Raw genomic sequence first — 24,397 nt, 5'->3', positions numbered from 1 at the left:
GAGCTCCCGGCGGGCGCCGATTGTCCGGTCACAAGCGCCTGAAATTGGGGCAGCTTGTCGGCCGATGGGCTGCGGCGGGCGGGCTCCCTGTGCGGGATGCGGCGTTTAGCTCTTGCTGGAGCTGGGAGGTGCGTCGCCGTCCATGGCGGACTCGTTCGACGAAATGAGCGGCTGGACCGGGTCTGACCCGCGCGAGGCCTATGGCGAGATCCGCCGCTGGCTGGAGGAGACGCCGCCGGACATCCTGCAGACGCGCCAGGCCCAGGCCGAGCTTCTGTTCCGCCGGACCGGCATCACCTTCAGCGTCTACGGCGACGCCGAGGGCGCCGAGCGGCTGATCCCCTTCGACGTGGTGCCTCGCGTTCTGACCGGCGCGGAATGGGCCCGGCTGGAGCGCGGCCTCATCCAGCGGGTCGAGGCGCTGAACCTGCTCCTGGCCGATCTCTACGGCAGCCAGGAAATCCTCAAGGCCGGCATCGTCCCCACGGAGCTGGTGATGGGCAATCCGCAGTACCAGCTGGCGGTGGCGGGCCACGTCCCCCCGCAGGGCGTCTATGTGCACATCGCCGGCATCGACCTGGTGCGCACCGGCCCCGACGACTTCTACGTGCTGGAGGACAATGCGCGCACGCCCTCGGGCGTCTCCTACATGCTCGAGAACCGCGAGATGATGCTGCGGCTGTTCCCCGAGCTCCTGGAGCGCTCGCAGGTCGCCCCGGTGGAAACCTATCCCGACCTGTTGCTGGAGACCTTGCGCTCGGTGTCGCCGGACGGCGCGGACGGCGACGCCGGCATCGTGGTGCTGACGCCGGGGCCGCACAACTCGGCCTTCTACGAGCACAGCTTCCTGGCCGACAAGATGGGCGTCGAACTGGTCGAGGGCGCCGACCTCTTCGTGCGCGACGACCGCGTGTTCATGCGCACCACCGAGGGGCCGCGCCGGGTGGATGTGATCTACCGCCGGATCGACGACGCCTATCTCGACCCGCTGTTCTTCCGTCCGGATTCGACCCTGGGCGTGCCGGGCCTGCTGACCGCCTACCTTGCCGGCAAGGTGGCCATCGCCAACGCGGTCGGCACCGGCGTCGCCGACGACAAGGCCATGTACAGCTACATGCCCGAGATCATCCGCTTCTATTCGGGCCAGGATCCGATCCTCTCCAACGTCCCGACCTGGCGCTGCCGCGAGCCGGACCATCTCTCCCATGTGCTGGCGCACCTGGGCGAGCTGGTGGTGAAGGAGGTCGACGGCTCCGGCGGCTACGGCATGCTGGTCGGGCCGCACGCCACCAAGGCGCAGATCGCCGGTTTCGCCGCCAAGCTGCGCGCCGCGCCGGAGAAGTTCATCGCCCAGCCGACGCTGGCGCTGTCCACCTGCCCGACCCTGTCGGACGGCCGCATCCAGCCGCGGCATGTGGACCTGCGGCCCTTCGTGCTGACCGGCGCCAGCGGCGTGAGAGTGGTTCCGGGTGGCCTGACCCGCGTGGCCCTGGCTCCCGGCTCCCTGGTAGTCAACTCGAGCCAGGGCGGCGGCACCAAGGACACCTGGGTGTCGGGCTAGGCATGCGGATGCTGTCGCGGACCGCGGCCAATCTGTTCTGGACCGGGCGCTACATCGAGCGCGCCGACTTCGTCTGCCGGCTGGTGGACGCCACGGCGCGCCTGGCGAGCCTGCCTTCGACCTACGGCGGCGACCCCACCGCCTGGACCGGCGCCCTGGCCACCGCCGGCGTGGCCGAGGCCTTCGCCGACACCGGGCTCGATCCGACCGAACTCAACATCACGCCGTTCCTGACCATCGGCGCCGCCAATCCGTCCTCGATCCGCAATTGCCTGGAGCGGGCCCGCGGCAATGCGCGGGCGGTGCGCACGGCGCTGACGCGCGAGGCCTGGGAATCCCTGAACGGCGCCTGGCATGAGGTGGAGCGGTTCACCGGCCCCCGGCTTTCCCGCGCCCGGGCCAGTGAACTGGTGGAGATGGTCCGCCGCGCGGTGCTGGCCTTCGACGGCTCGGCGCATCGCACCATGCTGCGCGACGACGCCTACTGGTTCCTGCAGCTCGGCGCGGCCATGGAGCGGGCCGACAACACCGCCCGCCTGCTGGACGTGAAGTACCACCTGCTGCTGCCGCGCGACGAGGCGGTGGGCGGCAGCCTGGACTACTTCCAGTGGGCGACCATCCTGCGCACGGTCTCGGCGCTCACCGCCTACCGCTGGGTCTATCGCGACACGGTGAAGCCCTGGCTGGTGGCTGATCTGCTGATCTTCAACACCCAGATGCCGCGATCCCTCGCCTCCTGCTATGGCGAGATCGTCGCCCTGCTGGACCACCTGGGCGAAGGCTCCGGCCGTCGCGGGCCTGCCCACCGGGTCGCAGGCGCCGTGCAGCTCGGCCTGGAGGGGACCGACATCGACCAGGTCTTCGCCTCCGGCCTGCACGAGTTCATCGACCGCTTCCTCGGCGACAACAACCGCCTGGGCGCGGCCGTAGCCGAGCAGTTCCTCTTCTGATGCGTATCCGGGTCCACCACGCCACCACCTACGACTACCAGTTCCCGGCCGAGGGCGTGGTCCAGGCGCTGCGCGTCTCGCCGTCGGCCCACGACGGCCAGCGGGTGATCCACTGGCGGGTCGACGTCGACGTGGACGGCGTGTTGCGCGAGCGGCGCGACGCGTTCGGCAATTGCCTGCACATCTTCTCCGCCGACCAGCCGGTGACCTCGCTCACCCTGCGGGTCACCGGCGAGGCCGAGGTGAGCGACACCGCCGGCGTGGTGCGCGGGGCCCTGGAGCCGTTCGCGCCGGCGGTCTTCCTGCGCACCACCGAGCTCACCGCCGCCGACGACGCGATCCGCGACTGGGCGGCGGCCACGGAACAGGGCGAGCCGCTGGCCCGTTTGCACGCGCTCATGGCGCGCCTGCACGACAAGATGGCCTTCGACGTCACCGCCACCAATGTCGCCACCCCGGCCGTCGAGGCCTTCACTCACAAGCGCGGCGTCTGCCAGGACTACGCCCACATCTTCGTGGCCGCGGCCCGCACCATCGGCATTCCCGCCCGCTACGTTTCCGGCCACCTGGCGCGGCCCGAGACCGACGCCCAGGACGCCGCCCACGCCTGGGCCGAGGCCTTCGTGCCCGACCTCGGCTGGGTGGCCTTCGATGCGGCCAACGGCGTCGGCGCCGACGACTCCTATCTTCGCGTGGCGGTGGGACTCGACTACCTAGATGCGGCGCCCATGCGCGGCGCGCGGCGGGGCGGCGGGGAGGAACGGCTGAGCGTGTCGGTGCAGGCGCGCGACGTCGGCCTCCAGCGCCAGGAGTAGGGCGAGGACCATTGACCTATTGCGTCGGGCTTCTGGTGAAGGACGGGCTGGCCATGCTGGCCGACACGCGGACCAACGCCGGCGTGGACAACATCTCGACCTATCGCAAGCTCAGAATCTTCGGCAATGACGGCCAGCGGCTGATCGCCGTCGCCTCGGCGGGCAGCCTGTCGACGACCCAGACGGCCATGGAGCGGGCGACGCTCGGCATCCTCGCGCCCGACACCGGCGAGACGGAATCGATCCAGACGGCGCCCTCGATCCACCGCGCGGCCTATCTGCTCGGCCAGGCGCTCCGCTTCACCCGCGACGAGATGGAAGGCCTGAAGCAGGAGGACGTGAACTTCGACGCCACCTTGCTGGTCGGCGGCAGCGTCGGCGGCGAGCCCACGCGCCTGTTCCTGGTCTATGGGGCCGGCAACTTCATCGAGTGCGGTCAGGACTCGCCCTATCTGCAGATCGGCGAGGTGAAGTACGGCAAACCGATCCTCGACCGCGCCCTGACCTATGACACTGAGCTCGACGAGGCGGTCAAGATCGCCCTGATCTCCTTCTCGTCGACCATGCGCTCGAACCTGGCGGTCGGCCTGCCCATCGACATGGTCAAGGCCCGCTCGGGCCAGTGCCGGGCCGAGCTGATCTACCGGATCGACGATCACGACGACTACTACCGCGAGCTCAACGACCGCTGGTCGGACGCCTTGCGCGCCGCCCAGGCTTCGATCCCAAGGCCGCCGTACCGCTAGTCGGGGGCCGCGGCGCCCTGCGCCGGCTTGAAGCCGACGGGCAGATAGCCGTGCAGGAAGCTTTCCACCGCCACCGTCACCGGGCCGGAAATGTCACGCTTGCCGGCTTCCATCTCCAGCACGCGCTTCTCGCCCTGCTTGTCGCCGCCGGCCAGCCTGAGCGCGCGCGCCAGGTCGAGCGGCGTCCAGCCCAGCGCTTCGCGCGCCTGTTTCAGATGCGGGCCGGTCTTGATCACGAGGCGCTCCACCACGTCGGGCATATCCGCGGGGCGCATAGCCCAGGGGGCGCCCGGCGGAAAGGGGGGATCATCTGCTTCTTGCGTGAGCCCGACAAAGCCCGTTTTCCGGGCGCCGCGTCGGAAAAACAGGCTGCGAACGCGCGGCGCAACCGGACCAGGCGCAACGGACGCCACACTTCCTGCGGGAAGCTTGGTGCGCGCGACCATGGGTTGCGATGCTCTCCAGGCGCGACAACCTGGGGGCTGCATCCGGCGCGGCGAACGCAAGCCTCTGTTTACCTTAAAGAAAACTTTGAAGGGTCAGGATGGCCCAAATGGACGCGGCAGGGATGCGCGCGTCCGGAGGAAAACCATGGGCTCGGCCCATCGAGGACCCGTCGGCGCGCGAAGCGCCCTGACCGTCGTGGCGGGTTGCGTCTTGCTGGCCGCCTGCGCCACCTCGCAACCCGAAGGCGGCGGCGCGGCCGCCCTGTTCAAGGCCCAGATCGGCGACATCTCCGGCGGCGTGGCGCCGGGCCCCCATTCCGTCTGGTACGTCCAACGGCAGCCGGTGGCCTATGTGAAGATGGGCTTCGCGACCTGGCAGCCCGAGCGCCACGGCCTGCGCGCCTGGTGGTCACGCCACTTTGGCCGCCATCCGACCGGCAAGGGCGCCGAGACCACCGGCGTCGCCTCCGCCAACCTCGGCCTGCCCGTGCCCTCCCGCGTGCAGGTGACCAACGTCGCCGGCGGCGAGGTGATCACCGTCCGGATCGACGACAAGGCGCCCATGGGCGACGGCATCCTGCGGCTCAGCCCCGAGGCGGCGAAGGCGCTGGGCGCCGATCCCGGCAAGCCGCTGCTGATCCGCATGCGCTACCTCGCCCCCGTAGTGGCCTACAACGAGCGGCCGACGCTGCGCTACGCCCTGCGCGGCGCCCCCCGCCGCCTCCCCGCTGCGGTGCAGCCGGCCGCGCCGACCGTGCTGGCCCAGGCCAGGCCGTCGCCGGCCCCGACCCCGCCGCCCGTCGCCGCGCCGCCCGAGATCATCCGCGTCGCCGACAGCCACCCCGCGGCCCTGGCGCTTCGCCCCCTGCACGCCGCCCCCGAGCCCAAGGCCCAGCCCGCGGCGCCTGCCGCCACGATGCATGCCTTTCGCGTGCAGGCCGGCGCCTTCGCGAGCCTCGCCAACGCCCATCACGCCGTCAGCATGCTGCAGCCCGCGGGCGCGGCGGTCATCGAGCCCGTCTCGCGCGGCGCCGAGACCCTCTACCGGGTGATCGTCCCTGGTCCGCGCGACGCCGGCTCGGCCGAGCGCCTGCGCGCTCGCGTGGCCCAGATCGGCTTCTCCGACGCCCGGCTGATCCGGCCGCTCTGAGCCCCGCACGGGCCTCGCCTCAGTCGACGGCGGGCTCGCGGTCCATGGGGATGCGCGGCGCGGGCTTCAGCATCAGGATCAAGGGCGCCAGCAGCATCACGCTCAGCGCCATCCAGCTGAACACATTGTCGTAGCTCACCATCGTGCCCTGGCGGGTGACCTCGCCGTTGAGGATCTGCAGGCCGCCGCTGGTGGCGGGGTCCATGATCCGCGGCAGTCCCCCGAGGAGCGAGGGATTGGCCCCGATGTGATCGGTGAGCCGCGAGTGGGCGATGGCGCTGTCGCGGATCAGCATGGCCTGCACCACCGAAATCCCTGCGCTGGAGCCCAGGCTTCTGGCCATGGTGGCCACGATCGTCCCCTCGGTGCGGTGGCGCGGATTCAGGGTCGCGTAGCCCAAGGTGTTCAGCGGCGCGAACATCAGGCCGGTGCCGAGCCCCTGAATGAAGCCCGCCAGCATTATCGGCTCAGCGGTCATGGAGAGATTGAACTGGCCCATCATCCAGGTCGACCAGACGTTCATGAGCACCCCCGAGAACAGCACCAGCCGCGCCCCGAACCGCTGCACCAGGAAAGGGATCATCAGGAACGAGATCAGCGACCCCAGGCCGCGGGGCATGCTGGCGATGCCGCTCTGCATGGCCGAATAGCCCATCAGGTTCTGCATGAACGAGGGCAGCAGCGCGCTTGTGGAGAACAGCAAGGCTCCCACGAAGAAGCCGAAGATGGTCGTGCCGACGAAATTCCGGTCCTTGACCAAGTCGCGGTGGAAGAACGGGTCCTTGGCGGTGGCCGTCTGCAGGACGAACATCCACAGCCCGATCGCGGCCATCACCGCCTCGACCCAGATTTCCTTGGAATAGAACCAGTCCTGGCTGGGACCGCGGTCGACCAGGATCTGGAACCCGAGCACGAACATGACCAGGGCGCCAAAGCCCAGGAAGTCGAACGGCCGCTCCCGCCCGCCCTCGTCGTGGCCCATGAAGGTCCAAAGTCCGAGGAAGGCCAGGATGCCCACCGGCAGGTTGATGTAGAAGACCCAGCGCCAGGTGAGGTTCTCGGTGATCCAGCCGCCGAGCGTCGGGCCGACGATGGGTCCCAGGATGACCGCGGCGCTCCAGATGCTCATCACGCGCGGGATCAGCCGCTGCGGATAGAGGTTCAGCATCACCGTCTGCGAGAGCGGCATCAGCGAAGCGCCGGCGATCCCCTGGAGGAGGCGGTAGAAGACGATCTCCGGCAGGCTGGTTGCGATGCCGCACAGCATCGAAGCGGCCGTGAAGCCGCCCACCGAGATCAGCAGCATCCGCTTGAGGCCGATCTTCTGGGACAGCCAGCCGGACAGCGGCGTCATGATCGCGGTGGCGATGATGTAGGAGGTGAGCACCCAGGTGATCTGGTCCTGGGCCGCCGAGACGCTGCCCTGGATGTGCGGCAGCGCGACGTTGGCGATCGTCGAATCCAGGGTGTTCATCAGCGTGGCCAGCATCAGGGCCCCGGTGATGGGTATCCGGTTGTCGATGTCCTGCTGTGTCGCCAAGCCGAAGGTCCGCCCCGTTCGGCCCTAGCGTCGCGGGGTGCGCGGCGTCCGTCCAGCCCGATCTGCGCGTTTCGTGACACGTGAAGGGCAGCCGATGGTGAAGTCGCAGGCGCCAAGCGACGGATCGCCTGTCATGGCGCGTTAATCGTTTGTGCGCCCCGCGCGTTGTCTGATGGTTGTGACGGCGCGCATTGATGGGCGTCGCTCCGCCGTGAGGGAGATGTGGCATGACCCACCTCAGTGCGTTCGACGGACCGCTCGGTTTCGCGACCCTGCATCCGCTTTTCACCTTCGGGCCGGTGCTGCTGGCCAGTTTCTTCGGCGCGCTCGCCGTGCGCCGCCGGCTGACCCCCGAGACGGTCCGCCGCCGGGCTTAGTTTCCGCCTGGGTTTGACCGCTCGCCTGCGCCGGCCGCACAGTGCCGGCGAATCCGGGAGCGGGCCTCGACATGACATCAGAGTTGCGGCCGCTCGCCCTGGTCACCGGCGCGTCGGCCGGCATCGGGGCCGCGTTCGCGCGGGCCTATGCGGCGCGCGGTCATGACCTGGCGCTAGTCGCCCGCCGCGGCGACCGGCTGGAGGCGCTGGCCGCTGAGCTCACGACCGCCCACGGCGTCGAGGCCTTCGCCATTCCCGCCGACCTGGCCGTGCTGGACGCCCAAGCGCCGATCCTGGCCGCCATCGAAGCCCGCGGCCGCCATGTCGACGTGCTGGTCAACAACGCCGGCTTCGGTATCGCCCAGAGCTTCACCGGCGTGCCCTGGGCGCGGCAACGGGACTTCCTGATGACCCTGGTGGTGAACGCCTGCGGCCTGGCCTACGGGGTGATCCCCGGCATGGTCGAGCGCGGCGGCGGGGCGATCGTCAACGTCGCTTCGCTGGCGGGTTTTGCGCCCGGCGCCGCCGGCCACACCCTCTATCCGGGCGCCAAGAGCCTGGCGATCAAGTTTTCCCAGGCGCTGGACGCGGAGTATCGCGCCAAGGGTCTGCGGGTGACCGCGGTCTGTCCGGGCTTCACCCTCACCGAGTTCGCGCAGGTGAATGGCACCCAGGCGATGATGGACGAGGCGCCGCGGCGCTTCTTCCAGACGGCGGACGAGGTCGTCCGGATCGCCATCGCGGCCAACCTGCGGGGCAAGGTCGTCGTGGTGCCCGGCTGGCACAACCAGCTGGCCGCCGCCCTGCTCCGCTACCTGCCCGAATCCCTGGTCGGCGCCGCGATCCGCCGCGGGGCGGCCAAGTACCATCTGGAGGATTGAGCCGTGGCGCATTTCGACGTCATCGTCATCGGTTCCGGCGCGGGCGGCGGGACGATCGCCCAGCGGCTGGCGCCCACCGGCAAGTCGATCCTGATCCTCGAACGCGGCGAGCATCTGCCCCGCGAGGCGGAGAATTGGAACCCGCGCGCGGTCTTCGTCCAGCACAGATATCGAACTCAAGAGAAGTGGTACGATAAGACCGGCAAGCCGTTCACGCCCAACACCCACTACTGGGTCGGCGGCAACACCACCTTCTATGGCGCGGCGCTCATGCGGCTGCGCGACCGCGACTTCGAGGAGGTGCAGCACGGCGGTGGGACCTCGCCCGCCTGGCCGATCAGCCTGGCCGACCTTGCGCCCTACTATGCCGAGGCCGAGACCTCTTGGCGCGTGCACGGCGCTCGTGGCGAGGATCCCACCGAGCACGGCGACGAACCGCCCTACGCCTACGCCGCCGTGCATCACGACCCCGGCGTGGCTCTGCTCAAGACCCACTGGGAGACGCAAGGCTGGAAGCCCTTCTCCCTGCCCCTGGGGATCAATCTGGACCAGGCCCATCCGGTCACCTCGCCCTGCATCCGCTGCAAGACCTGCGGCGGCTACCCCTGCCTGGTGAAGGCGAAGTCCGACGCCCGGACCCTGGCCATCGAGCCCCTGCTGGGCGTCGAGAACGTCACCCTGCTCACCGGCCGCAAGGTGATCCGCCTGGAGACCGATCCGACCGGCAAGTCGGTCACCGAGGTGGTCTGCCAGACCGAGGGGGGCGAGGAGCGCTGGACCGGCGATATCGTGGTGCTGGCGGCCGGCGCGGCGAACAGCGCGGCGGTCCTGCTGGCCTCGGCCAATGCCGCGCACCCCGACGGCCTCGCCAACGGCTCCGACCAGGTGGGGCGCAACTACATGTTCCACACCCTGACGGCCATGGTCTCGCTGACCGAGGCGGCGGTCGACGTCACCTTCCCGAAGACCCTGGCTGTGAACGACTTCTACTGGGGCGATCCGGCCGGCGGCTACGACCTGCCCATGGGGCATATCCAGCTGCTGGAATACATGTCCGGCCAGACGCTGGAAGGCCAGGTCTCCGACTGGTTGCCGCCGGGCCTGGTGCCCGACGTCATCAGCGAGGCGCTGGCGCAGCGGATGCTATCGATGCTGGTGATCTCCGAGGACCTGCCGCTGCCGCAGAACCGCGTCCGGCTGTCGGCCGACGGGCGGATCAACCTCGACTACGCCTACAACAACCTCGAGGGCCACGAGCGGCTGGTGGCCAAGCTGAAGGCCTCGCTGGACGGCTTCGTGGACCACGCCCACCCGATCTCGCAGCACCACCTGCAGTTCGACAGCCTGCTGCCGCTCTACGGCACCGCCCACCAGGCGGGGACGGTGCGGTTCGGCAAGGACCCGGCCGCCGCCGCCCTGGACCCGTGGTGCAAGGCCCATCAGCTGGACAACCTCTATGTGGTCGACACCAGCTTCTTCCCCTCGGTGGGGGCGGTGAATCCGACCCTGACGCTGGTCGCCAACGCCCTGAGAGTTGGCGACCACCTTATCGAGCGGCTGGGCGCCCGAAAGCCGGCCGCGAAGGCTGCCAAACGACCCCGGCCGAAGGGCCACGCGGCGGCCGAAAGCCTAAGCTGACGCCGCGTCACCAGGCCGGACTAGCATAGGTTAAGGCGCCATCTTCCGGCCGTTTTCGGAACTCTGCCGTGGATTCATGGTTTTGCCCCCCGGAGGCTGGACTATGGAAGCAACCGAGGCGGCTCATCGGATCGCTCGGCCGGTCGCGTTCGACGGCTGTGCGGGCTGGCTGCACCCCGCCCAAGGCCGCACCGCGGTCCTGCTTTGCAGCCCCTGGGGATATGAGGCGCTGTGCCTGCGGCGGGCCTGGCGGATGCTCGGCGACGCCTTCGCCGCGGCCGGCTTCCCCACGCTGCGCTTCGACTATCCCGGAACCGGCGACAGCCTGGGCGACGCCGAGGACGTGGTTTCGCTGGAGACCCTGAAGACCTCGATCCGCCGCGCCGCGGAGGAGCTGCGGACGCTCTCCGGGGCCAAACACATCGTCCTGGTCGGCCAAGGGCTGGGCGCCAGCCTGGCCGCGGCCGTTGCGACCGAGCTGGACGCCGCGGGGCTCGCCCTGCTGGCCCCGATCGTCCGCGGCCGGGAATACCTGCGCGAGCTGTCGGTCTGGGGCCTGACGGTCGCCGAGGCCATGCAGCTGGAGACCGGGTCGACCGCCCCGGGCGCGGTCGCCGGCTTCGCCTTGCCCGAAGGCCTGCGCGAGGAGATCGCCGCCCTCGACATGCTGGCCGGCGCCGTCCGGCTGCCGCCGACCCTCCTGGCCCTGCGCGGCCGGGTCGCGGAGCTGAAGCTGGTCCGCCGGCTGGACGAACTGGGCGGAGCGGTGAGCGAAACCTCCTACGCCGCCTACGACCAGGCCATCGGCAACCCGACGGTCGCCCGTCCGCCGCGCGAGACGCTGGAGGCAGTGGTGGACTGGGTGACGACGACGCTGGGCGCCGGCGGGCCGCCGATCGGCCCGTCTGAGCCTGCCGCGGCCATCCTGGAGGCGCCGGACTTCGTCGAGACCACCGTCCGCTTCGGCGCCGACCACCGGCTGTGCGGGGTGTTGTGCGAGCCGCGCGGCGCGCGGCGCGGCGCCACCGTGCTGATGCTGGGCGCCGGGGGAGATCCGCATATCGGCTGGGCGCGCGGCGCGGTGGAACAGGCGCGAACCCTGGCCCGCGAGGGCATCGCCTCCTTCCGCATGGACGCCAGCGACGTGGGCGACGCGGCCGGCCCGCTGACCGGGGAGTCCGTCCAGCTCTATGACGAACGCCACATCGATGACGCCCGCGCCGGATTCGACTGGCTGATGGCGCGCGGCCTGGGGCCCGTCCTGCCGGTTGGCCGCTGTTCCGGCGCCTTCGCGGCTTTCAACGCCGCCGCGCGGGACCCGCGCATCAGCGACATCATCCTGGTCAACCAGCTGCGCTACATCTGGAACAACAGCGGGGAATTCGACGCCGCCAGCGAGAAGGTGGGCTACTACCGCAAACAGGTGCGCAACCCCGCCAAGCTGTTCATGCGCTGGCTGCGCGGCGATGTGGACCTCGACGTGGCGCTGGCCAAGTTCGGCTCGGCGTCGATCGCGCTCGCCCACGCCACCCTGCAAGGCCAGGCGCGCCAGCGGCGGCGGCAGATTCGCGAGACCTTCGGCGGCCTGCAGAAGCGCGGCGTGCGGGTGAACCTGCTGATCAGCCGCGACCGCGAGGCGCACGAGGTGTTCCGCCAGTTCTTCGGCGCGGAGGGCGCCCGGCTGCGCCGCTACGGCGACCTGCGCCTGAGCTTCCTGGAGGGCGCGGACCACGCCCTGACGCCGAGGGCGGCGCGCGAGGCCCTGCTGGCGCTGATCCGCGAGACGGCGCTGGCCGGCCCGGAGACCTCAGCCCAGGCCGTAGCCGCCCAGGACCCGGCCGCCGAGCGCGAGCGCTTCGCCCTGCGGCCGGCCGGTCGCGGCCTGCTGCCGACCTGACAGCCGCACCCGCTTCGTCTCGCCGGGCAGCAGGACGAAGCCGTCGTCCGAAGGCTCGAACGCCGCATCGGCGATGTGAACATAGGGCTGCAACCGCTGCGCGGTGAGCGCGAGCGTCCAGCCTTCGACCGCCTCGCTCAGCGCGATCGCGACCTCGCCCTCGCCCGCGATCGGCGGCGCGAGCAGGTGGCAGGCCTCGGAGATGATGTCGCCGTCCGGCCCGATCAGTTGCGCCGCCACCGCCTCATGGGCCCGCGGGCCGAAGCGGTAGGCGTAGGACACATCGAAAAAGCGGCCGATCAGGTCGAAGGCCGAGAGCTCGACCGCGCCGCCAGCCGGCAGCTCCAGCGCGCGGCGCACGTCGATCAGCGGCCCGGGCTCGGCCCCGAACACCGCCAGCCGCAGCTCGGCGGCGAGTGGCTCGGGCCGCTCATTCAGCACACGGACGGCGAGGCCGTTGACGCCCTCGTCGGTCAGCAGCACCTGCCGCGGCTGCAACACCCGCTTCAGGGCGTACCAGCAGGGTTTCGGCTCTCCTAGGGCATCGATCAGGCCCCAGCCGGCGCCCGGCTCGAAGTCCTTGAGCAACCAGACGAGCCCCCCCGCGCACGGTGAGGCGGCGCGCCGCCACTCGGCGAACACCGCGGCCATGACGTCGCCGCTGACCTTGCGCGACAGGTCCAGGTAGAGCGCCGGATCGATGCGCCTCAGCGCGTAGGGGTCGCAGCCATAGAGCCGTTGCAGATAGTGGTCGCGCACGTCCTCGAAGTCCCAGCTCGCGCCGCGGTCGCGGGGCACGCGGGCCTTCCAGCGGGGATCGTGGACGGCCGGCGCGGTCAGCGCGTGGGCGAGGGTCTGAGGCTGCGGAACATTGGCGAAAGCCAGGCACTCGCTGGCGAACCGCACGCCGGCGGCCCGCGCATCGCCGAGCGGCCGCTCGTAGGCGCCGACGCCGTAGTAGTGGGTGACGCCCTGGTTCGCCACGAACGGCAACGGCCCGCCCCACGGCGTGTTGGGCACGAACGCGACGCCAGGCGCGAACCGCTCGGCCGCTTGCGCCAGCACATCGTCGAACAGCGGCCACGCCAGGCTACCGGGCGCGAGGCCCATCATGGCGGCCTGCTGCATCACCTCGCTGCCGCCGCAGAGCACGGCCAGGGACGGCGATCCCTGCACGCCCGCGAGGAAGGCCTCGGCCTCGGCGCGCACCTGATCCACGAACCCCGGATCGCCCGTGGGATAGTCGAAATTGGCGAGCATGAAGTCGTGCCAGACGAGGAGGCCGAGCTCGTCGCACAGCTCGAAGAACGCCCGGCCCTCATAGACCCCCACGCCGGTGACCCGGACCATGTTCATCCCGGCCTCGCGCATCCGGCGCAGGATCGGCTCGACCGTGGCGCGGTCGCAGACCAGGCCCACGAGGTCCGGCGGGACCCAGACGGCGCCCCGGGCGAACACCGCCGCGCCGTTGACCTTCAGGGCGAACCCCTGCCCGTCGGCCTCACGATCCACCTCGATGCGGCGAAAGCCGGTGCGGCCCAGGTCGATCTCGATATCGCCCGCCCGGACACGCACCGGATAGAGTGGCTGGTCGCCATGCGTGTGGGGCTGCCAGGGTTGCGCGGCTGGACAGTGGAGGCGGGCCCGGAAACGGTCGCCGCCCAGCGACTCCAGCGCTGTCGAGGCGCCGGCGCAGTCGAGGCGCGCGCCATCCGGCAGGCCGTGGATCGTCGCCTCCAGCCCCAGCGTCGCGCCGTCGTCGCCCCAGGTCGGCCGCAGCTTCACCTCGGCCACGCGCGCCGGTCCGTCCTCGATCAGCCGGATCGGCCGCCAGGGCCCCACCGCATGGATCGGCGGGCACCAGCCGCCCATGTGGCCGAGCAAGGTCGTGCGGACGAGCCGCAGCCCCTGGGCCTCGATCATGAACGGTCGCCAGCGGGCGCGGGGCCCCTTTGCGGCCAGCCGCGGCGCCAGCGCGCGGAAGCAGATCCACAGGGTCGCGCCCGGCGCGATCTCGACCTCAACCGCCTGCGGCTGGAACATCGACGACGAGGTCAGCAGCGGCGTTTCGTCGATCCAGACCTCGGCAAGGGTCGCCAGGCCGTCGAAGCACAGGCGCCGGCGGCCGCCTTCGGCAAGGTCAAGCCGCCACCAGGCGTCCTTGTCGTGCAGCGGCTCGGGCGCGTCACGCCGCCAGCGCCCGGCGACCTCCAACGCCTGGGCGACCGTTCCGGGCGCGCGGGCGGGGATCCAGTCGGCCAGCGCCCCGGCCTCGGCCGGCGTGGCGCACTCGCCCGGCGCGGTCAGGGCCAGGCGCCAGCCTTCGTCCAGGCTGACGACGCGCGTTCCGGTGATCCCCTTGATGGGCCCCATCCGGCCTTAACGCGTCATCGGGCGTTTCAGGCGGCGTCGCGCGCCTGGGCCACGTCGAACAGCGCGTCCCAGGCTTCGGCGGCGGGATCGAGGGTCGGGGCGAAGCCCTCGAGCTTGCGGCGCAGCACCGTGCGCGCGAGCTGGAACTGCGCCGTCTTCGCCGTCTCGGCGATCCGGCGGCAGAGCTGGGCGCGAGGATCGTCGGCCTGCAGCCAGGCGAGGCCCGAGCCGAGGAGTTCGAAGTTGGCGCCCATCAGGCGCAGGTTGTGGAAGGCGTAGGCGTGGAACGACTGCTCGGAGCCGTTCAGACGCTCGATCTGCTCCGGCGCGGCGGCCTGGAAGGCGCGGATCGGGTTGGCGCTTGGCCGGCGGGTCATGTGCCAGGCGAACAGCTCCCAGGCGATCGCCCGCAAGGCCTCGGGGGTCCGCCGGACCGGCTCGAGGGTGGTGAATTCCACATAGGGCCACATCCCGGGGCGGCCGCCCTCCCAGGAGGGGAAGATGCCGTCGAAGTCCTCGCCCTCGGCCACCGCGTAGCTGGCGTTGTGGAAATACTCGAGCCGCCGGGCCTCGGGGTCGAGGCGGTTCGCAGCGATCGTCGTCTTGCCGTGCTCGAAGCGGTAGGTCGTGCCCTCGGTGTCCGGCAGGAAGAAGGGATCGACCTCCACGAGGCACATCCGCTTGCGGGCCATCTGGCGCAGCACATGCTGCTCGACCGGCTCGTAGATGGCGAGTTCCGTGGCCTTCAGCCCATAGAGCGTCTCCAGGTCCTCCAGCGGGAACTTGGTGAAGGTGAACTGGTCGCCCTCGAAGTCCTGCGCCGCGGTGAAGCCCAGCGCCGCCTCGGGGGGCAGCCCGAGCGCGTGCAGGATCTCGATCCACAGATCGATGTAGCAGTTGGTCTCCGTCCAGCAACGGTCCCGCCCGTGAAGCCGGTGGGGCCGGAAACTCTCGACGGTCACTCTCGGCAGACAGGCTTTCAACTCAACCCCACAGGAGGCCACGGACACGCGATGGCCACCCCTGCACCTCCGGGCCGTGACGCTTGAACAGCGCCAGGGCCAGCCGCTCCAGACCGAAACCCACACAGCCCGTGTGCGCCAGGGTCCCATCCGCCAGCCGCACCCCCCAGGTGCTCGCGAAGTGGTCCTGGTGATAGTTGAAGCTCAGGCAGGCGGTCGGCTGGGCATTGGCAACGGGGATCACCATTTCGAGCTTCAAACCTTGCTCACGCTGGCTAAGTTTCATCATCTTGCCGGCGCGGCCAAAAAAAGGATCGTTCGCCGGCACGACGTCGAACGGCAATTCCAGCTTTCCGATCAATTCCTTGGCGCGCTCGATCCAGCCGGCGCGGAAGGCCTGCACCTGCTCCGCCGTGCCGGCCCGCACATACTCGCGCATACGGAACAGCTGCATCCGGCAGGGGTCGGTCGAGGGTTCGTGGCGGAAGCAGTAGGACTGCACGTCGAACAGCCGCCCCTCGGCCGGCAGCGTCCCCTGGGCGGCCAGCATCGGATAGAGCGGGTAGCAGGCGGCCGGCGTGAGCGCGATGTCGGTGCAGCACTGGTCTCCCGTCCAGTCCTCACCCGCGTCGAGTTTCTCGATCAGCGCGGCGTGCTGACCGTCGTCGCCGCAGAAGCTGTGCACCGTGCCGGCGAGCTGCGGGAAGCTCTTCATGTAGCCGCTGGTCTTCAGGAGCTGCATGGAGATGCCGGGGGGGAAGCGCAGCACCTCGGCGCCATCCGGCTCGCCGATTCCGGTGACCAGGGCCTCGAAGCGGGCAATGACATCCTCGAACACGCCGCTGCGGCCGTAGAGGCCGTCGACGCCAGTGGGCACCAGGAGACCCGCAGCGATCATCTGGTCCAGCAGCTTGGGTTGCGCGTCCATGGGGTCAGGCCCTCCGGGCCGCGGCGGGGCGCTGGATCAGCATCATCTGGCCGGCGCCGGCCATGATCCGGTCGTTGGAGATCATCAGCCGCGCGGAATGGATGTCGCGCAGGGGCCGGCCGAGGCCGTAGGGGCCGGAGTTCTTGTAGCCCTGCAGGCCACAGATCATCAGGGCGTCCTCGACCACCTGCAGGGCGGTGGTGGAGACCGAGACCTTCAGGGCGTTCATGGCCAGGCTGAAGCCCACGGTGGCGGCCCGTTCCGGCGCGGCGCGCATGGCGGCCCAGCGGGCCAGCGCGTCGGCGATCGTCGCCTCGATGGTGCGGAACCTCGCATAGGCTTCGGCGAGCTTGGTGGCGCTGGCGGGCGGCGAACCGGGCGACTTGCGAGCCTCGGCGATGACGAAGGCCTGCGCCTTGGCCATGGCGTCGGCCGCGATGCCGCACCAGACGCTGGACCACAGGATGTGCGAGCCGGCGATCATCGATTCCGCGGCGATGTCGGCGAACGGCCGCGGCAGGATCTGCTCGATGGGCGCCGTCGCCTTGAAGCGGAAGCCGTGGCTGCAGGTGCCGCGCATGCCGAGCGCGTCCCAGGTCGAAACCCGTTCCAGCTCGTACTGGTCGGCGAGCAGGACGCAGAGCACCTGGTCGGATGAGGGCGCGTCCGGATCGCGCCTCGCGGTCGCGAAGATGGCGTCGGTCTCCTCGCCGTAGGAGATCACCGGCGCGGCCTTGGCGAGGTTGAACGCCGCGCCGTCCGCCTCGACGGCGCAGATCGACTGGCGCAGGTCCCCGCCGACCCCGGCCTCGGTGGTGGAGGAGGCGAACAGCAGCTGCTCGGTGGTCGCCCGGTGCATCAGCTCGCGATGCCAGGGGCTCTCGAGGCCGCAGTCGATCAGGTTCGCCAGGCAGATGTGGTGCATGGCGAAGACCATCGCCGTCGAAGCGCAGGCGGTCCCCAGCGTGGTGCAGATCGGGGCGATGTCGGCCAGTCCCGCGCCCTCGCCGCCGAGCTCCGGCGGCACGGCGAACCCCATCAGGCGGTTGTCGCGCAGGGCTTCCACGGCCTCGATCGGGAAGCGGCCCTCGCGGTCAACGGCTTCGGCGTGCTGGGCGGCCGCCTCGACCGCGGCCTGCACGCGCTCGGCGAGGCTCGCGCCCGCCACGTCGCCGAGCGGTTTCATGCGGCCATCGACCCCGACGAGAGCTGCTCCACGGCCTGGGCGATGGCGCTGGCGCTGCGGAAGGTCGCCCGATTGAGCATCTCCTCCGGGAATTCGATCTCGAACGTCTCCTCGATGGCCAGCATCAGCTGCACCGAGGCGAAGGACTTCATGCCCGCGCGATAGAGATCGGTGTCGTCAGCGATCTCGCCGGCGCCCGGCGGCAAGCCGGCGTGCTGTTCGATCAATTCGCGGATTTTTTCCATCATCCCGAGCCGTCCCTTCCCGAGTCACAAAGTGAACTGCGCCGGACCCGTCCTTTCCGGCCGAGCCTGTGAACGCACGGCCAAGCCTCGTTGTTGCAAAGCTATGGATTTTCCGTCCTTTGTCGGCCTCCCGACGGAGTGCATCTCGAAAGCGCGGCTCAAATCAGCGCGCCGCGCGATATAGAATCTGAGATCGTGCACCCGCACTCAGCGCAGCCTTCGAAAGCCAACTCATGAAGCGGATTCTTGTCACCGGCGGCGCCGGGTTCATCGGCTCGCACCTGTGCGAGCGGTTGCTGGCCCAGGGGCACGAGGTGCTGTGCGTCGACAACTTCTACACCGGCACACGGCGCAATGTGTCACGGCTGCTGGACGACCAGAACTTCGAGCTGATGCGCCACGACGTGACCTTCCCGCTCTTCGTCGAGGTGGACGAGATCTACAACCTCGCCTGCCCGGCCTCCCCGATCCACTACCAGTTCGATCCGGTGCAGACGACGAAGACGTCCGTGCACGGCGCCATCAACATGCTGGGGCTGGCCAAGCGCCGGCGGGCGAAGATCTTCCAGTCGTCCACCAGCGAGGTCTATGGCGACCCGACCATCCATCCGCAGACCGAGGAATACTGGGGCAACGTCAACCCCATCGGCTTCCGCTCCTGCTACGACGAAGGCAAGCGCTGCGCCGAGACCCTGTTCTTCGACTACCACCGCCAGCACAAGCTGCGCATCAAGGTGGCGCGGATCTTCAACACCTATGGCCCGCGCATGCACCCCAACGACGGGCGCGTGGTGTCCAACTTCGTGGTCCAGGCCCTGAAGGGCGAGGTCATCACCCTCTATGGCGATGGCCAGCAGACCCGCTCGTTCTGTTTCGTCGACGACCTGGTGGAGGGATTCCTGCGCCTGATGGACACCGGCGACGAGATCACCGGCCCGATCAACCTGGGCAATCCCGGCGAGTTCACCATGAAACAGCTCGCCGAGACCGTGCTGGAGCTGACCGGCTCGAAGTCGAAGATCGAGCACCGGCCCCTGCCGCAGGACGATCCGCGCCAGCGCCAGCCGGACATCTCCAAGGCCAAGGCGATCCTCGACTGGGAGCCGACCATCCAGCTCAAGGAAGGCGTGACGCGGACCATCGCCTACTTCGACGAGCTCCTGAAGGAAGGCGTGGCCTAGGCCGGCCCGCCGACCGCGGTTGATATCCGCTCGATCAGCCAGAAGGCCGAAAGGCCGCCGATCGCGTAGGCCGGCGCCCAGCGGGTCACCAGCGGGCGCGCCAGCACGCCGCGCGCCGGCGTACGGCGGACCAGCCAGAGCAGGGCCAGGACCGCGGCGATGAAGCTCAGCTGACCGATCTCCACCCCGACGTTGAACAGGAACAGCGCCTGGGGCGCGGCCTTGGCCGGCAGGCCGATCTCCGCCAGGGCGCCGGCGAAGGCCATGCCGTGCAGCAGGCCGAAGGAAAAGGCGATCAGCCAGGGCTGCCGGCGGGCGAGCGTGTCGCCGCGGCGGCGAGGCGCCAGTTCGGTCGCCACGAAGACGATGGAGAGCGCCACCAGCGCCTCGATCACCGCGCTCGGGAACTGGATATAGCCCAACGCCGCCAGCGCCAGGGTCAGACTGTGGGACAGGGTGAAGGCGGTGATGGTCTTCACCAGCCGCCAGCTCGGCCCGACCAGCAGCAGCAGGCCCAGCACGAACAGCAGGTGGTCGAAGCCGGTGAGGATGTGCTCGACCCCCAGCCGCAGATAGGCCGGCACGGCGAGGCCCGACGGCCTGGCCAGGGCCAGGGTCTGGGTGGGCGACGCCGGCCTCAGGACGCCGTCGATCTGGCGGCCGTCGGCGGTGGTGATCCGCAACAACACATCGGTGACCGTCTCCGGCAGGCCCTCGATGCGGACCGTCTGGCCCTCCAGCGGCGGGCCCGCGGTGATGCGCCAGGTCTTCTCGACGAAGCCGGGCTCGGCGCTCTGGCTTGCGGGCGCGGCGTCCAGCCCGCCGCCCGACAGGCGCGGCGTCAGGTGGATGACCATCTCGCCCATGGCCGGCTGCTTCCAGGTCACGTCGTAGGCGTGCGGGCCGTGCTCGACGATCTGCAGCAGGGCCGGCCGGACCTCGTGGGCGCAGGCGCAGGCCGCGGCGCCCAGCCAGACCAGGAGGGCGAGCAGGAGCCGCCTCATGGCGTCTGGCCCGCCACCACCACCCGGTAGCGTTTCCGAAGGCTGTCCAGGAAGGCCGCATTGGCCGCCGCGCGGCGGTCCGCCAGCCAGGCGTCGCGCACCTCGTCGCGGACGGTCTCGAAGCGCGCGGTCGTTGCGCCTTGGCGGCCCTCGACCCTCACGACGTGGAAGCCGTAGGCCGAAGGGACCGGTCCGATCCAGGTCCCCAAGGGGGCGATCCGCACGGCCCGGGCGTAGGCCGCGCCATAGTCGCGTTCGATGTCGTCCAGACTGGCGTCGGCATAGGTCAGCGGCAGCAGGAAGGGATCACCGCCGGGATCCTCGCCCCGCCGAGCTCTGGCCAGGGCCGCGATCGCCGCGGCGCGGGCCGCCTCGGCGCCGCGGTCGCCGCTGAAGAAGGCGTGGCGCAGGGTGACGTGGGCCGGGGCCGGGTACTGGGCGCGACGGCGATCGTAGAAGGCCCGCAGCGTCGCCTCGTCCGGCTCGGCCACCGCGCCCAGGTCCTCGCTGGCGAAGGCCATCTTCTGCGCCAGCCGGCGGCGGATGATCATGTCGTCCTTGTCGAGACCCAGCCGATGGGCCTCGTGAGCCAGCAGCTCCTCGTCGACGCGGTCGCGGACGATGGCCTGCAGCTCCTGGCGGGTGGGCGGCCGCCCGCTCTGCAGTTCCCAGTAGGCGACCAGCTGGTTGAGGTCCTGCTCGGAGATGGTGACGCTCGGCCGCTGCGCTCCGCGGACCAGTTGAAGCCCCCCGAACAACAGGCCGCCGATGATCAGGAAATGCACCAGCGGCTCGCGCGCGATCCGCCTCAGCCCGCGCACCGCCGGATCGAACCGGGCCGTCCTGGGCGCGGCCTGCGCCACACTCGCCAAGACCTAGGCCCTCGGCTCGTACCAGATGGGCGAGGACCAGGCCCGCTCCATGATGGTCGCCGGCAGGTTCGGATTGGGCGGCGTGCCGTTGCGCAGCGCGTCCCAGGTCGACCACCGGCAGGAGGGGTTCTCCAGCACCCGCACATAGTAGAAGGCCCGCTGCTTCGGATCGAAGGTCGGGTCGCGCCAGACGGTGCGCAGCTCCACGTCGCCCTTGAAGCGGGTCGGCTCGCAGGTCTTGAGGTCGACGCTCGCGCCGTTGGCCGGGCAGCGCCAGCTGGCCTTGTCGAGGGTCAGGCGGTCGCCACAGGCCACGTCGAACACCCGCTCCTTGGCGACCCCGTTCTCGATCCAGCCTTTGACGACCTGCGCGCGCTGCAGATAGCCGCTGTTCGGATCGCGCACGCCCCAGATCAGAAAGGCCGGCGCCTTGCCCTTCGCGGGCAACAGGTCGCCGCCCATCGGCACGCCGTGCGCATAGGCCTGGGTGACCAGGTCCGTGCGCCTGTCGAGATCGGCGGGGAAGTCGTAGCCGGCGAAGAACCGCACGCGGATGCGCGGGCCGGAGGTGGCGAAGGTTTCCTTGCGCCGGAGCGCGGCATAGATCGCCTCGCGGCTGTTCTCCTCGGCCCAGACGCCGGCCAGGCCCGAGGCGCCCCACGCCTGGAAGCGCGCGGCCTGCGCGCCCGGATCGTGGACCACCCCGTCCCAGGTCCTGGCGCCGTCCGGTGGGATCGAGCCGCGCTGCGCCGGCGTCGCATCGATGCGGCCGACCTTGGAGAAGAAATTCCGCTCCTCCACCGAGCCCGGGGCCGCGTTGTGGGTGTCGCTGGAGCCGATGAAGCCGAGCTTGAAGGGGTTGAAGCCCTTCTTCTCCTGCAGCTCGATGCCGTCGAGCAGGGCCTGGCGAACGTAGGAGCCGTGGAACTTCGTGACCGCTTTGTTGAACCCGATGTAGCGCTCCATGATCTCGAAGTTCGCCCACTCGTCGTTGGGCGACAGCGACGGATGGGTCTCCGAGGTGCCCTTGATCTGGGTGATCTCGGTGAGCGGCTCGTTGCGGGCGCGCAGCTCGGCATAGGCCCTGTCGATCGGCGCTCCGTTGCGACGCACGCTGTCGAACATGATGCCGTCCGAGCCGTTGGCGTTGTGCGGGATGGCCAGGGCCTCGATGCCGCGCGCCCGCCAGCCGTCCATGGTGCGCCACAGGGTCTCCGGGTCGTTGGACTGCAGGGCGCTGTAGGGCAGGTCGGGCAGTTGCGTGCCGCGGAAGATCACGTTGCGGTGCAGGTTCCGGTGGTTGGGCGCCGAGGTGTACTCATAGCCGACGAAGGTCGTGAAGTGGCCCGGCGCGTAGTTGTGCGCGGCCGCCTGCTGGATCTCCGACCAGGCGCGCGAGACGATCCGCCGCTCGCTGAATTCCTTGGGCAGGGTTCCGGCGTCGTTGCCCTCGACCATGCGATTGAAGGCCGTCTGGATCGACTTGGGATCGGGGCTGAACAGGCCCTGGACCACGGGCAGTTTGGAGATCGGGCTCGACGGGTCGTTCGCCTCCTCCATGGCGCCGATATACTCGGAGTGGTCGGTCACCGCGACGAAGTCCAGCGGCCCGCCGGCCAGCCGGATGTTGAAGCCGGCCGCGTGCCCGATCGTCTCGCCCTTGGCGAAGCGGTAGGCGTCCTCGGGCGTCGCCCGCACATTGAAGATATAGGCGTCGAACGACAGCTTGGTGTGGACGTGCAGGTCGCCGAAATAGGCGTTCCGCTCGGGGTTCCAGCCGGGCAGGCGCCGTCCGGGCGGGGCGGCGTCGCGGGCGGTCCGGGGTCCGGCCGCCGGGGCCGCAGGGGCCTTGGCGGCGGGCTTCGGGGCGACGGCGTCGCTCGCCGCGATCGCGGCCCCGCCCGCGGCGATGGCCACCAGCGCGCCGGTGACCGTCCAGGCGCGCGCGCGATCTCGGCTTCTGGTCATGGTTCGCCCTCCCGATCCTGATCCGAGGGGCAGTTGGCGCTCGCCCGGCCCGCCTTGGCAAGGCGAAGGCTCCCCCAGCCCGAGCATGATGGTATAGCCTGGAGGCATGGAGCTTCGACATCTCGAACAGATCCTGGCGATCTGCCGCGCGGGCGGATTCAGCAGCGCGGCGCGATCCCTGCGCGTCTCGCAGCCGACGCTCAGCAAGAGCATTGCGCGGCTGGAGGGCAAGCTCGCGGTCAAGCTGTTCGACCGCTCGGCCGGGGCCGCCAAGCCCACCGCCTACGGCCGGTTCATCGCCGAACGCGCCGAGGGGCTGCTCAATGGCGTCGCCAGCCTGGAGCGCGACCTCGAGCAGCTCACCCACGGCGAGGCGGGCCGGCTGCGGATCGGCGTCGGCCCGGTGCCGCGGCTGGCCATCTTGCCCGGGCTCGTCCAGCACATGGCCGAGCGCTTCCCGACGCTGAAGCTGGAGACCGAGCAGGACAAGGCCCAATCCCTGCTGCGCGGCCTGGAGGAAGGCCGCTATGACGTGGTCTTCGTGACCTTCGAGGCGACCGAGCCGTTCGGCGACCTGATGCGGGTCAAGGTGGTCGAGGACGACCACGTGGCCGTCGCCCGGCCCGGCCATGCCGCCTTGCAGGAGGCTCAGCCGCTCTCCGCCCGCCAGCTGATGGCCTATCCCATGGCCACGGCGCGGCTGGTGCCGAGCTTCCGCCGCTGGGCCGGCGACCTGACGGAGGCGGAGCGCGCCAACCTCCAGGCCTTCGTCTCCGACGATTTCGACCTGATCAAGCAGCGGGTCATGGCCACGCCGCTCCTCACCATAGGACCGCGGCTGATCTTCCAGCCCGAGCTCGCGCAGGGCCGGCTCGTCGAGCTGCCGATCACCTGGGACACGCCCTACGAATGCTGGATGCTGACCACCGCCGATCGCTGGCGTTCGCCGGTGGTGAAAGCCGCCGCCGAGGCGGCCAAGGCGGCGGCCGCCTAGGCCCCTTCCCGCCCGGCGAGCCCCTGCTGGCCCATGCGCCAGACCATCTGGTCGAAGCGGTCCTGGCCGAAGAACGGCTCGTTATTGAACACCATCATGGGTACGCCCCAATGGCCGGCCGCGCGCTGGGCGGTCTGGTTGGCCTCGACGATCGCCGCGAAGTGGGCGGGGTCCGCATCCACGGCGGCGGCCATCTCGGGGAAGTCCAGGCCGGCGCGCTCGGCGGCGCGGGCCAGGTGGCCGCCCTCGTGCCAGTTCTCCACCTCGCCGCCCCAGATCACCGCGCTGGCTTCGCTCAGGAAGGCGAGCCCACGCCCCCGTTCCACGGCCGCGACGCCCAGGTGGGTCAGGCGGTGGATGTAGGGCTGTTCGACACGGTAACTGCCGTTCTCCATGCGCACGGGATCGGGCCGCGGCCAGCGGAAGGGCAGTCCCAGGAAGGCCGCCTCGCGGAACACGTCGCGCATGAAATAGGCGGTCCACAGGGGGTCGCGGGTCTCGAAGAACTCCGGCGTCCGCACCGCCAGCGGATAGACCGGCCGCACCTCGCAGCGGACATCGCGTTCGGCCTCCAGCGCCACGAGCCGGGGCAGCACCATGTAGGAATAGGGCGAGCGGAACGACCAGTAGAGGTCATAGCTCAGGGTCATGGGCGTCTCCCGCGCGGCCGGCGGTCCTTCCCG

Annotated in this window: 22 protein-coding genes; 11 read left to right on the top strand and 11 right to left on the bottom strand. The window is 70.3% G+C overall.

Annotated elements, in window-relative coordinates; genetic code table 11:
- Positions 1-142 precede the first annotated feature (142 nt).
- From VGT80_RS09795 to VGT80_RS09780, 4 genes are read left to right on the top strand one after another with little or no spacing between them, the layout of a single operon-like run.
- Entirely contained in the window at positions 143-1,561 is a 1,419-nt protein-coding gene (locus tag VGT80_RS09795) for a circularly permuted type 2 ATP-grasp protein (protein ID WP_327455246.1), read from the top strand.
- A gap of 8 nt (positions 1,562-1,569) precedes the next feature.
- Entirely contained in the window at positions 1,570-2,511 is a 942-nt protein-coding gene (locus VGT80_RS09790; protein WP_327455244.1) for an alpha-E domain-containing protein, read from the top strand.
- Positions 2,511-3,326 (top strand): transglutaminase family protein, encoded by an 816-nt coding sequence (locus tag VGT80_RS09785; RefSeq protein WP_327455242.1) that lies wholly within the window; start codon positions 2,511-2,513, stop codon positions 3,324-3,326. The genes VGT80_RS09790 and VGT80_RS09785 overlap by 1 nt, the downstream gene beginning before the upstream one ends.
- Before the next feature lie 11 nt (positions 3,327-3,337).
- Positions 3,338-4,072 carry a peptidase gene (locus tag VGT80_RS09780; protein WP_327455240.1) on the top strand — a complete coding sequence of 245 codons (735 nt, stop codon included), beginning with the start codon at positions 3,338-3,340 and terminating at the stop codon, positions 4,070-4,072.
- Here the strand turns inward: VGT80_RS09780 and VGT80_RS09775 are convergent.
- The gene (locus VGT80_RS09775; RefSeq protein WP_327455238.1) at positions 4,069-4,347 is read right to left on the bottom strand and encodes a helix-turn-helix transcriptional regulator; all 279 of its coding nucleotides are present in this window, start codon (positions 4,345-4,347) and stop codon (positions 4,069-4,071) included. The genes VGT80_RS09780 and VGT80_RS09775 overlap by 4 nt on opposite strands.
- A 316-nt stretch (positions 4,348-4,663) precedes the next feature.
- Between VGT80_RS09775 and VGT80_RS09770 the strand changes: the two genes are divergently transcribed.
- Complete coding sequence (locus VGT80_RS09770) at positions 4,664-5,668, top strand: SPOR domain-containing protein (protein WP_327455235.1); 1,005 nt, start codon at positions 4,664-4,666, stop codon at positions 5,666-5,668.
- Positions 5,669-5,687: 19 nt separating this feature from the next.
- Here the strand turns inward: VGT80_RS09770 and VGT80_RS09765 are convergent, their stop codons facing one another.
- The gene (locus VGT80_RS09765; protein ID WP_327455233.1) at positions 5,688-7,208 is read right to left on the bottom strand and encodes a DHA2 family efflux MFS transporter permease subunit; all 1,521 of its coding nucleotides are present in this window, start codon (positions 7,206-7,208) and stop codon (positions 5,688-5,690) included.
- Between the two features lie 227 nt (positions 7,209-7,435).
- Between VGT80_RS09765 and VGT80_RS09760 the strand changes: the two genes are divergently transcribed.
- The 4 genes from VGT80_RS09760 to VGT80_RS09745 all read left to right on the top strand — a co-directional run bounded on the left by VGT80_RS09760 (position 7,436) and on the right by VGT80_RS09745 (position 12,001).
- On the top strand, positions 7,436-7,585 hold the full coding sequence (locus VGT80_RS09760; RefSeq protein ID WP_327455231.1) for a hypothetical protein: 150 nt from the start codon (positions 7,436-7,438) through the stop codon (positions 7,583-7,585).
- Between the two features lie 71 nt (positions 7,586-7,656).
- Positions 7,657-8,466, top strand: a complete 810-nt coding sequence (locus VGT80_RS09755; RefSeq protein ID WP_327455229.1) for an SDR family NAD(P)-dependent oxidoreductase — start codon at positions 7,657-7,659, stop codon at positions 8,464-8,466.
- Positions 8,467-8,469: 3 nt separating this feature from the next.
- A complete protein-coding gene (locus VGT80_RS09750) occupies positions 8,470-10,104 on the top strand; it encodes a GMC family oxidoreductase (protein ID WP_327455227.1) in 1,635 nt (544 codons plus the stop codon).
- A 103-nt stretch (positions 10,105-10,207) separates the two neighbouring features.
- Positions 10,208-12,001, top strand: a complete 1,794-nt coding sequence (locus tag VGT80_RS09745) for a serine aminopeptidase domain-containing protein (protein ID WP_327455225.1) — start codon at positions 10,208-10,210, stop codon at positions 11,999-12,001.
- Here the strand turns inward: VGT80_RS09745 and VGT80_RS09740 are convergent.
- From VGT80_RS09740 to VGT80_RS09720, 5 genes are read right to left on the bottom strand one after another with little or no spacing between them, the layout of a single operon-like run.
- Positions 11,912-14,374 carry a glycosyl hydrolase 2 galactose-binding domain-containing protein gene (locus VGT80_RS09740; RefSeq protein WP_327455223.1) on the bottom strand — a complete coding sequence of 821 codons (2,463 nt, stop codon included), beginning with the start codon at positions 14,372-14,374 and terminating at the stop codon, positions 11,912-11,914. The two genes, VGT80_RS09745 and VGT80_RS09740, sit on opposite strands and share 90 nt — an antisense overlap.
- Before the next feature lie 26 nt (positions 14,375-14,400).
- A complete protein-coding gene (locus VGT80_RS09735; protein WP_327455221.1) occupies positions 14,401-15,336 on the bottom strand; it encodes a DUF1839 family protein in 936 nt (311 codons plus the stop codon).
- Between the two features lie 22 nt (positions 15,337-15,358).
- Entirely contained in the window at positions 15,359-16,264 is a 906-nt protein-coding gene (locus VGT80_RS09730; RefSeq protein WP_327455219.1) for an amino acid--[acyl-carrier-protein] ligase, read from the bottom strand.
- A gap of 4 nt (positions 16,265-16,268) precedes the next feature.
- Positions 16,269-17,450: an acyl-CoA dehydrogenase family protein gene (locus VGT80_RS09725; protein WP_327455217.1), complete on the bottom strand. Its 1,182-nt coding sequence runs from the start codon at positions 17,448-17,450 to the stop codon at positions 16,269-16,271.
- Complete coding sequence (locus VGT80_RS09720) at positions 17,447-17,695, bottom strand: acyl carrier protein (RefSeq protein ID WP_327455297.1); 249 nt, start codon at positions 17,693-17,695, stop codon at positions 17,447-17,449. The genes VGT80_RS09725 and VGT80_RS09720 overlap by 4 nt, the downstream gene beginning before the upstream one ends.
- Positions 17,696-17,928: 233 nt before the next feature.
- Here VGT80_RS09720 and VGT80_RS09715 point away from each other — a divergent pair, with 233 nt between their 5' ends.
- Positions 17,929-18,876, top strand: coding sequence for a UDP-glucuronic acid decarboxylase family protein (locus tag VGT80_RS09715; protein WP_327455215.1), 948 nt, complete (start codon positions 17,929-17,931; stop codon positions 18,874-18,876).
- Here VGT80_RS09715 and VGT80_RS09710 read toward each other — a convergent pair.
- The 3 genes from VGT80_RS09710 to VGT80_RS09700 are packed head-to-tail and all read right to left on the bottom strand — an operon-like array spanning position 18,873 to position 22,720.
- Positions 18,873-19,880, bottom strand: coding sequence for a HupE/UreJ family protein (locus tag VGT80_RS09710; protein WP_327455213.1), 1,008 nt, complete (start codon positions 19,878-19,880; stop codon positions 18,873-18,875). The two genes, VGT80_RS09715 and VGT80_RS09710, sit on opposite strands and share 4 nt — an antisense overlap.
- Entirely contained in the window at positions 19,877-20,743 is an 867-nt protein-coding gene (locus VGT80_RS09705; RefSeq protein ID WP_327455296.1) for a peptidylprolyl isomerase, read from the bottom strand. Before VGT80_RS09705 ends, VGT80_RS09710 begins: the two co-directional genes overlap by 4 nt.
- A gap of 12 nt (positions 20,744-20,755) precedes the next feature.
- Positions 20,756-22,720, bottom strand: coding sequence for a DUF3604 domain-containing protein (locus VGT80_RS09700; RefSeq protein WP_327455211.1), 1,965 nt, complete (start codon positions 22,718-22,720; stop codon positions 20,756-20,758).
- 106 nt (positions 22,721-22,826) lie between these two features.
- Between VGT80_RS09700 and VGT80_RS09695 the strand changes: the two genes are divergently transcribed.
- A complete protein-coding gene (locus tag VGT80_RS09695) occupies positions 22,827-23,714 on the top strand; it encodes a LysR family transcriptional regulator (RefSeq protein WP_327455209.1) in 888 nt (295 codons plus the stop codon).
- Here VGT80_RS09695 and VGT80_RS09690 read toward each other — a convergent pair.
- Complete coding sequence (locus VGT80_RS09690; RefSeq protein WP_327455207.1) at positions 23,711-24,364, bottom strand: 2-hydroxychromene-2-carboxylate isomerase; 654 nt, start codon at positions 24,362-24,364, stop codon at positions 23,711-23,713. The genes VGT80_RS09695 and VGT80_RS09690 overlap by 4 nt on opposite strands.
- Positions 24,365-24,397 lie beyond the last annotated feature (33 nt).

The organism is Phenylobacterium sp. (assembly GCF_035944335.1).
Taxonomy (GTDB): Bacteria; Pseudomonadota; Alphaproteobacteria; order Caulobacterales; family Caulobacteraceae; genus Phenylobacterium.
The sequence above is the reverse complement of the archived record's forward strand: the minus strand, read 5'-3'. Positions and strand labels throughout refer to the sequence as shown.

Excerpts from the sequence above, each read along its gene's own strand:
- VGT80_RS09690 (WP_327455207.1), bottom strand. The coding sequence starts at position 24,364 with ATGACCCTGAGCTATGACCTCTACTGGTCGTTCCGCTCGCCCTATTCC.
- VGT80_RS09745 (WP_327455225.1), top strand. The coding sequence starts at position 10,208 with ATGGAAGCAACCGAGGCGGCTCATCGGATCGCTCGGCCGGTCGCGTTC.
- VGT80_RS09795 (WP_327455246.1), top strand. The coding sequence starts at position 143 with ATGGCGGACTCGTTCGACGAAATGAGCGGCTGGACCGGGTCTGACCCG.
- VGT80_RS09725 (WP_327455217.1), bottom strand. The coding sequence starts at position 17,450 with ATGAAACCGCTCGGCGACGTGGCGGGCGCGAGCCTCGCCGAGCGCGTG.
- VGT80_RS09740 (WP_327455223.1), bottom strand. The coding sequence starts at position 14,374 with ATGGGGCCCATCAAGGGGATCACCGGAACGCGCGTCGTCAGCCTGGAC.
- VGT80_RS09790 (WP_327455244.1), top strand. The coding sequence starts at position 1,570 with ATGCTGTCGCGGACCGCGGCCAATCTGTTCTGGACCGGGCGCTACATC.
- VGT80_RS09770 (WP_327455235.1), top strand. The coding sequence starts at position 4,664 with ATGGGCTCGGCCCATCGAGGACCCGTCGGCGCGCGAAGCGCCCTGACC.
- VGT80_RS09720 (WP_327455297.1), bottom strand. The coding sequence starts at position 17,695 with ATGGAAAAAATCCGCGAATTGATCGAACAGCACGCCGGCTTGCCGCCG.
- VGT80_RS09760 (WP_327455231.1), top strand. The coding sequence starts at position 7,436 with ATGACCCACCTCAGTGCGTTCGACGGACCGCTCGGTTTCGCGACCCTG.
- VGT80_RS09775 (WP_327455238.1), bottom strand. The coding sequence starts at position 4,347 with ATGCGCCCCGCGGATATGCCCGACGTGGTGGAGCGCCTCGTGATCAAG.
- VGT80_RS09755 (WP_327455229.1), top strand. The coding sequence starts at position 7,657 with ATGACATCAGAGTTGCGGCCGCTCGCCCTGGTCACCGGCGCGTCGGCC.
- VGT80_RS09730 (WP_327455219.1), bottom strand. The coding sequence starts at position 16,264 with ATGGACGCGCAACCCAAGCTGCTGGACCAGATGATCGCTGCGGGTCTC.
- VGT80_RS09715 (WP_327455215.1), top strand. The coding sequence starts at position 17,929 with ATGAAGCGGATTCTTGTCACCGGCGGCGCCGGGTTCATCGGCTCGCAC.
- VGT80_RS09785 (WP_327455242.1), top strand. The coding sequence starts at position 2,511 with ATGCGTATCCGGGTCCACCACGCCACCACCTACGACTACCAGTTCCCG.
- VGT80_RS09695 (WP_327455209.1), top strand. The coding sequence starts at position 22,827 with ATGGAGCTTCGACATCTCGAACAGATCCTGGCGATCTGCCGCGCGGGC.
- VGT80_RS09710 (WP_327455213.1), bottom strand. The coding sequence starts at position 19,880 with ATGAGGCGGCTCCTGCTCGCCCTCCTGGTCTGGCTGGGCGCCGCGGCC.
- VGT80_RS09700 (WP_327455211.1), bottom strand. The coding sequence starts at position 22,720 with ATGACCAGAAGCCGAGATCGCGCGCGCGCCTGGACGGTCACCGGCGCG.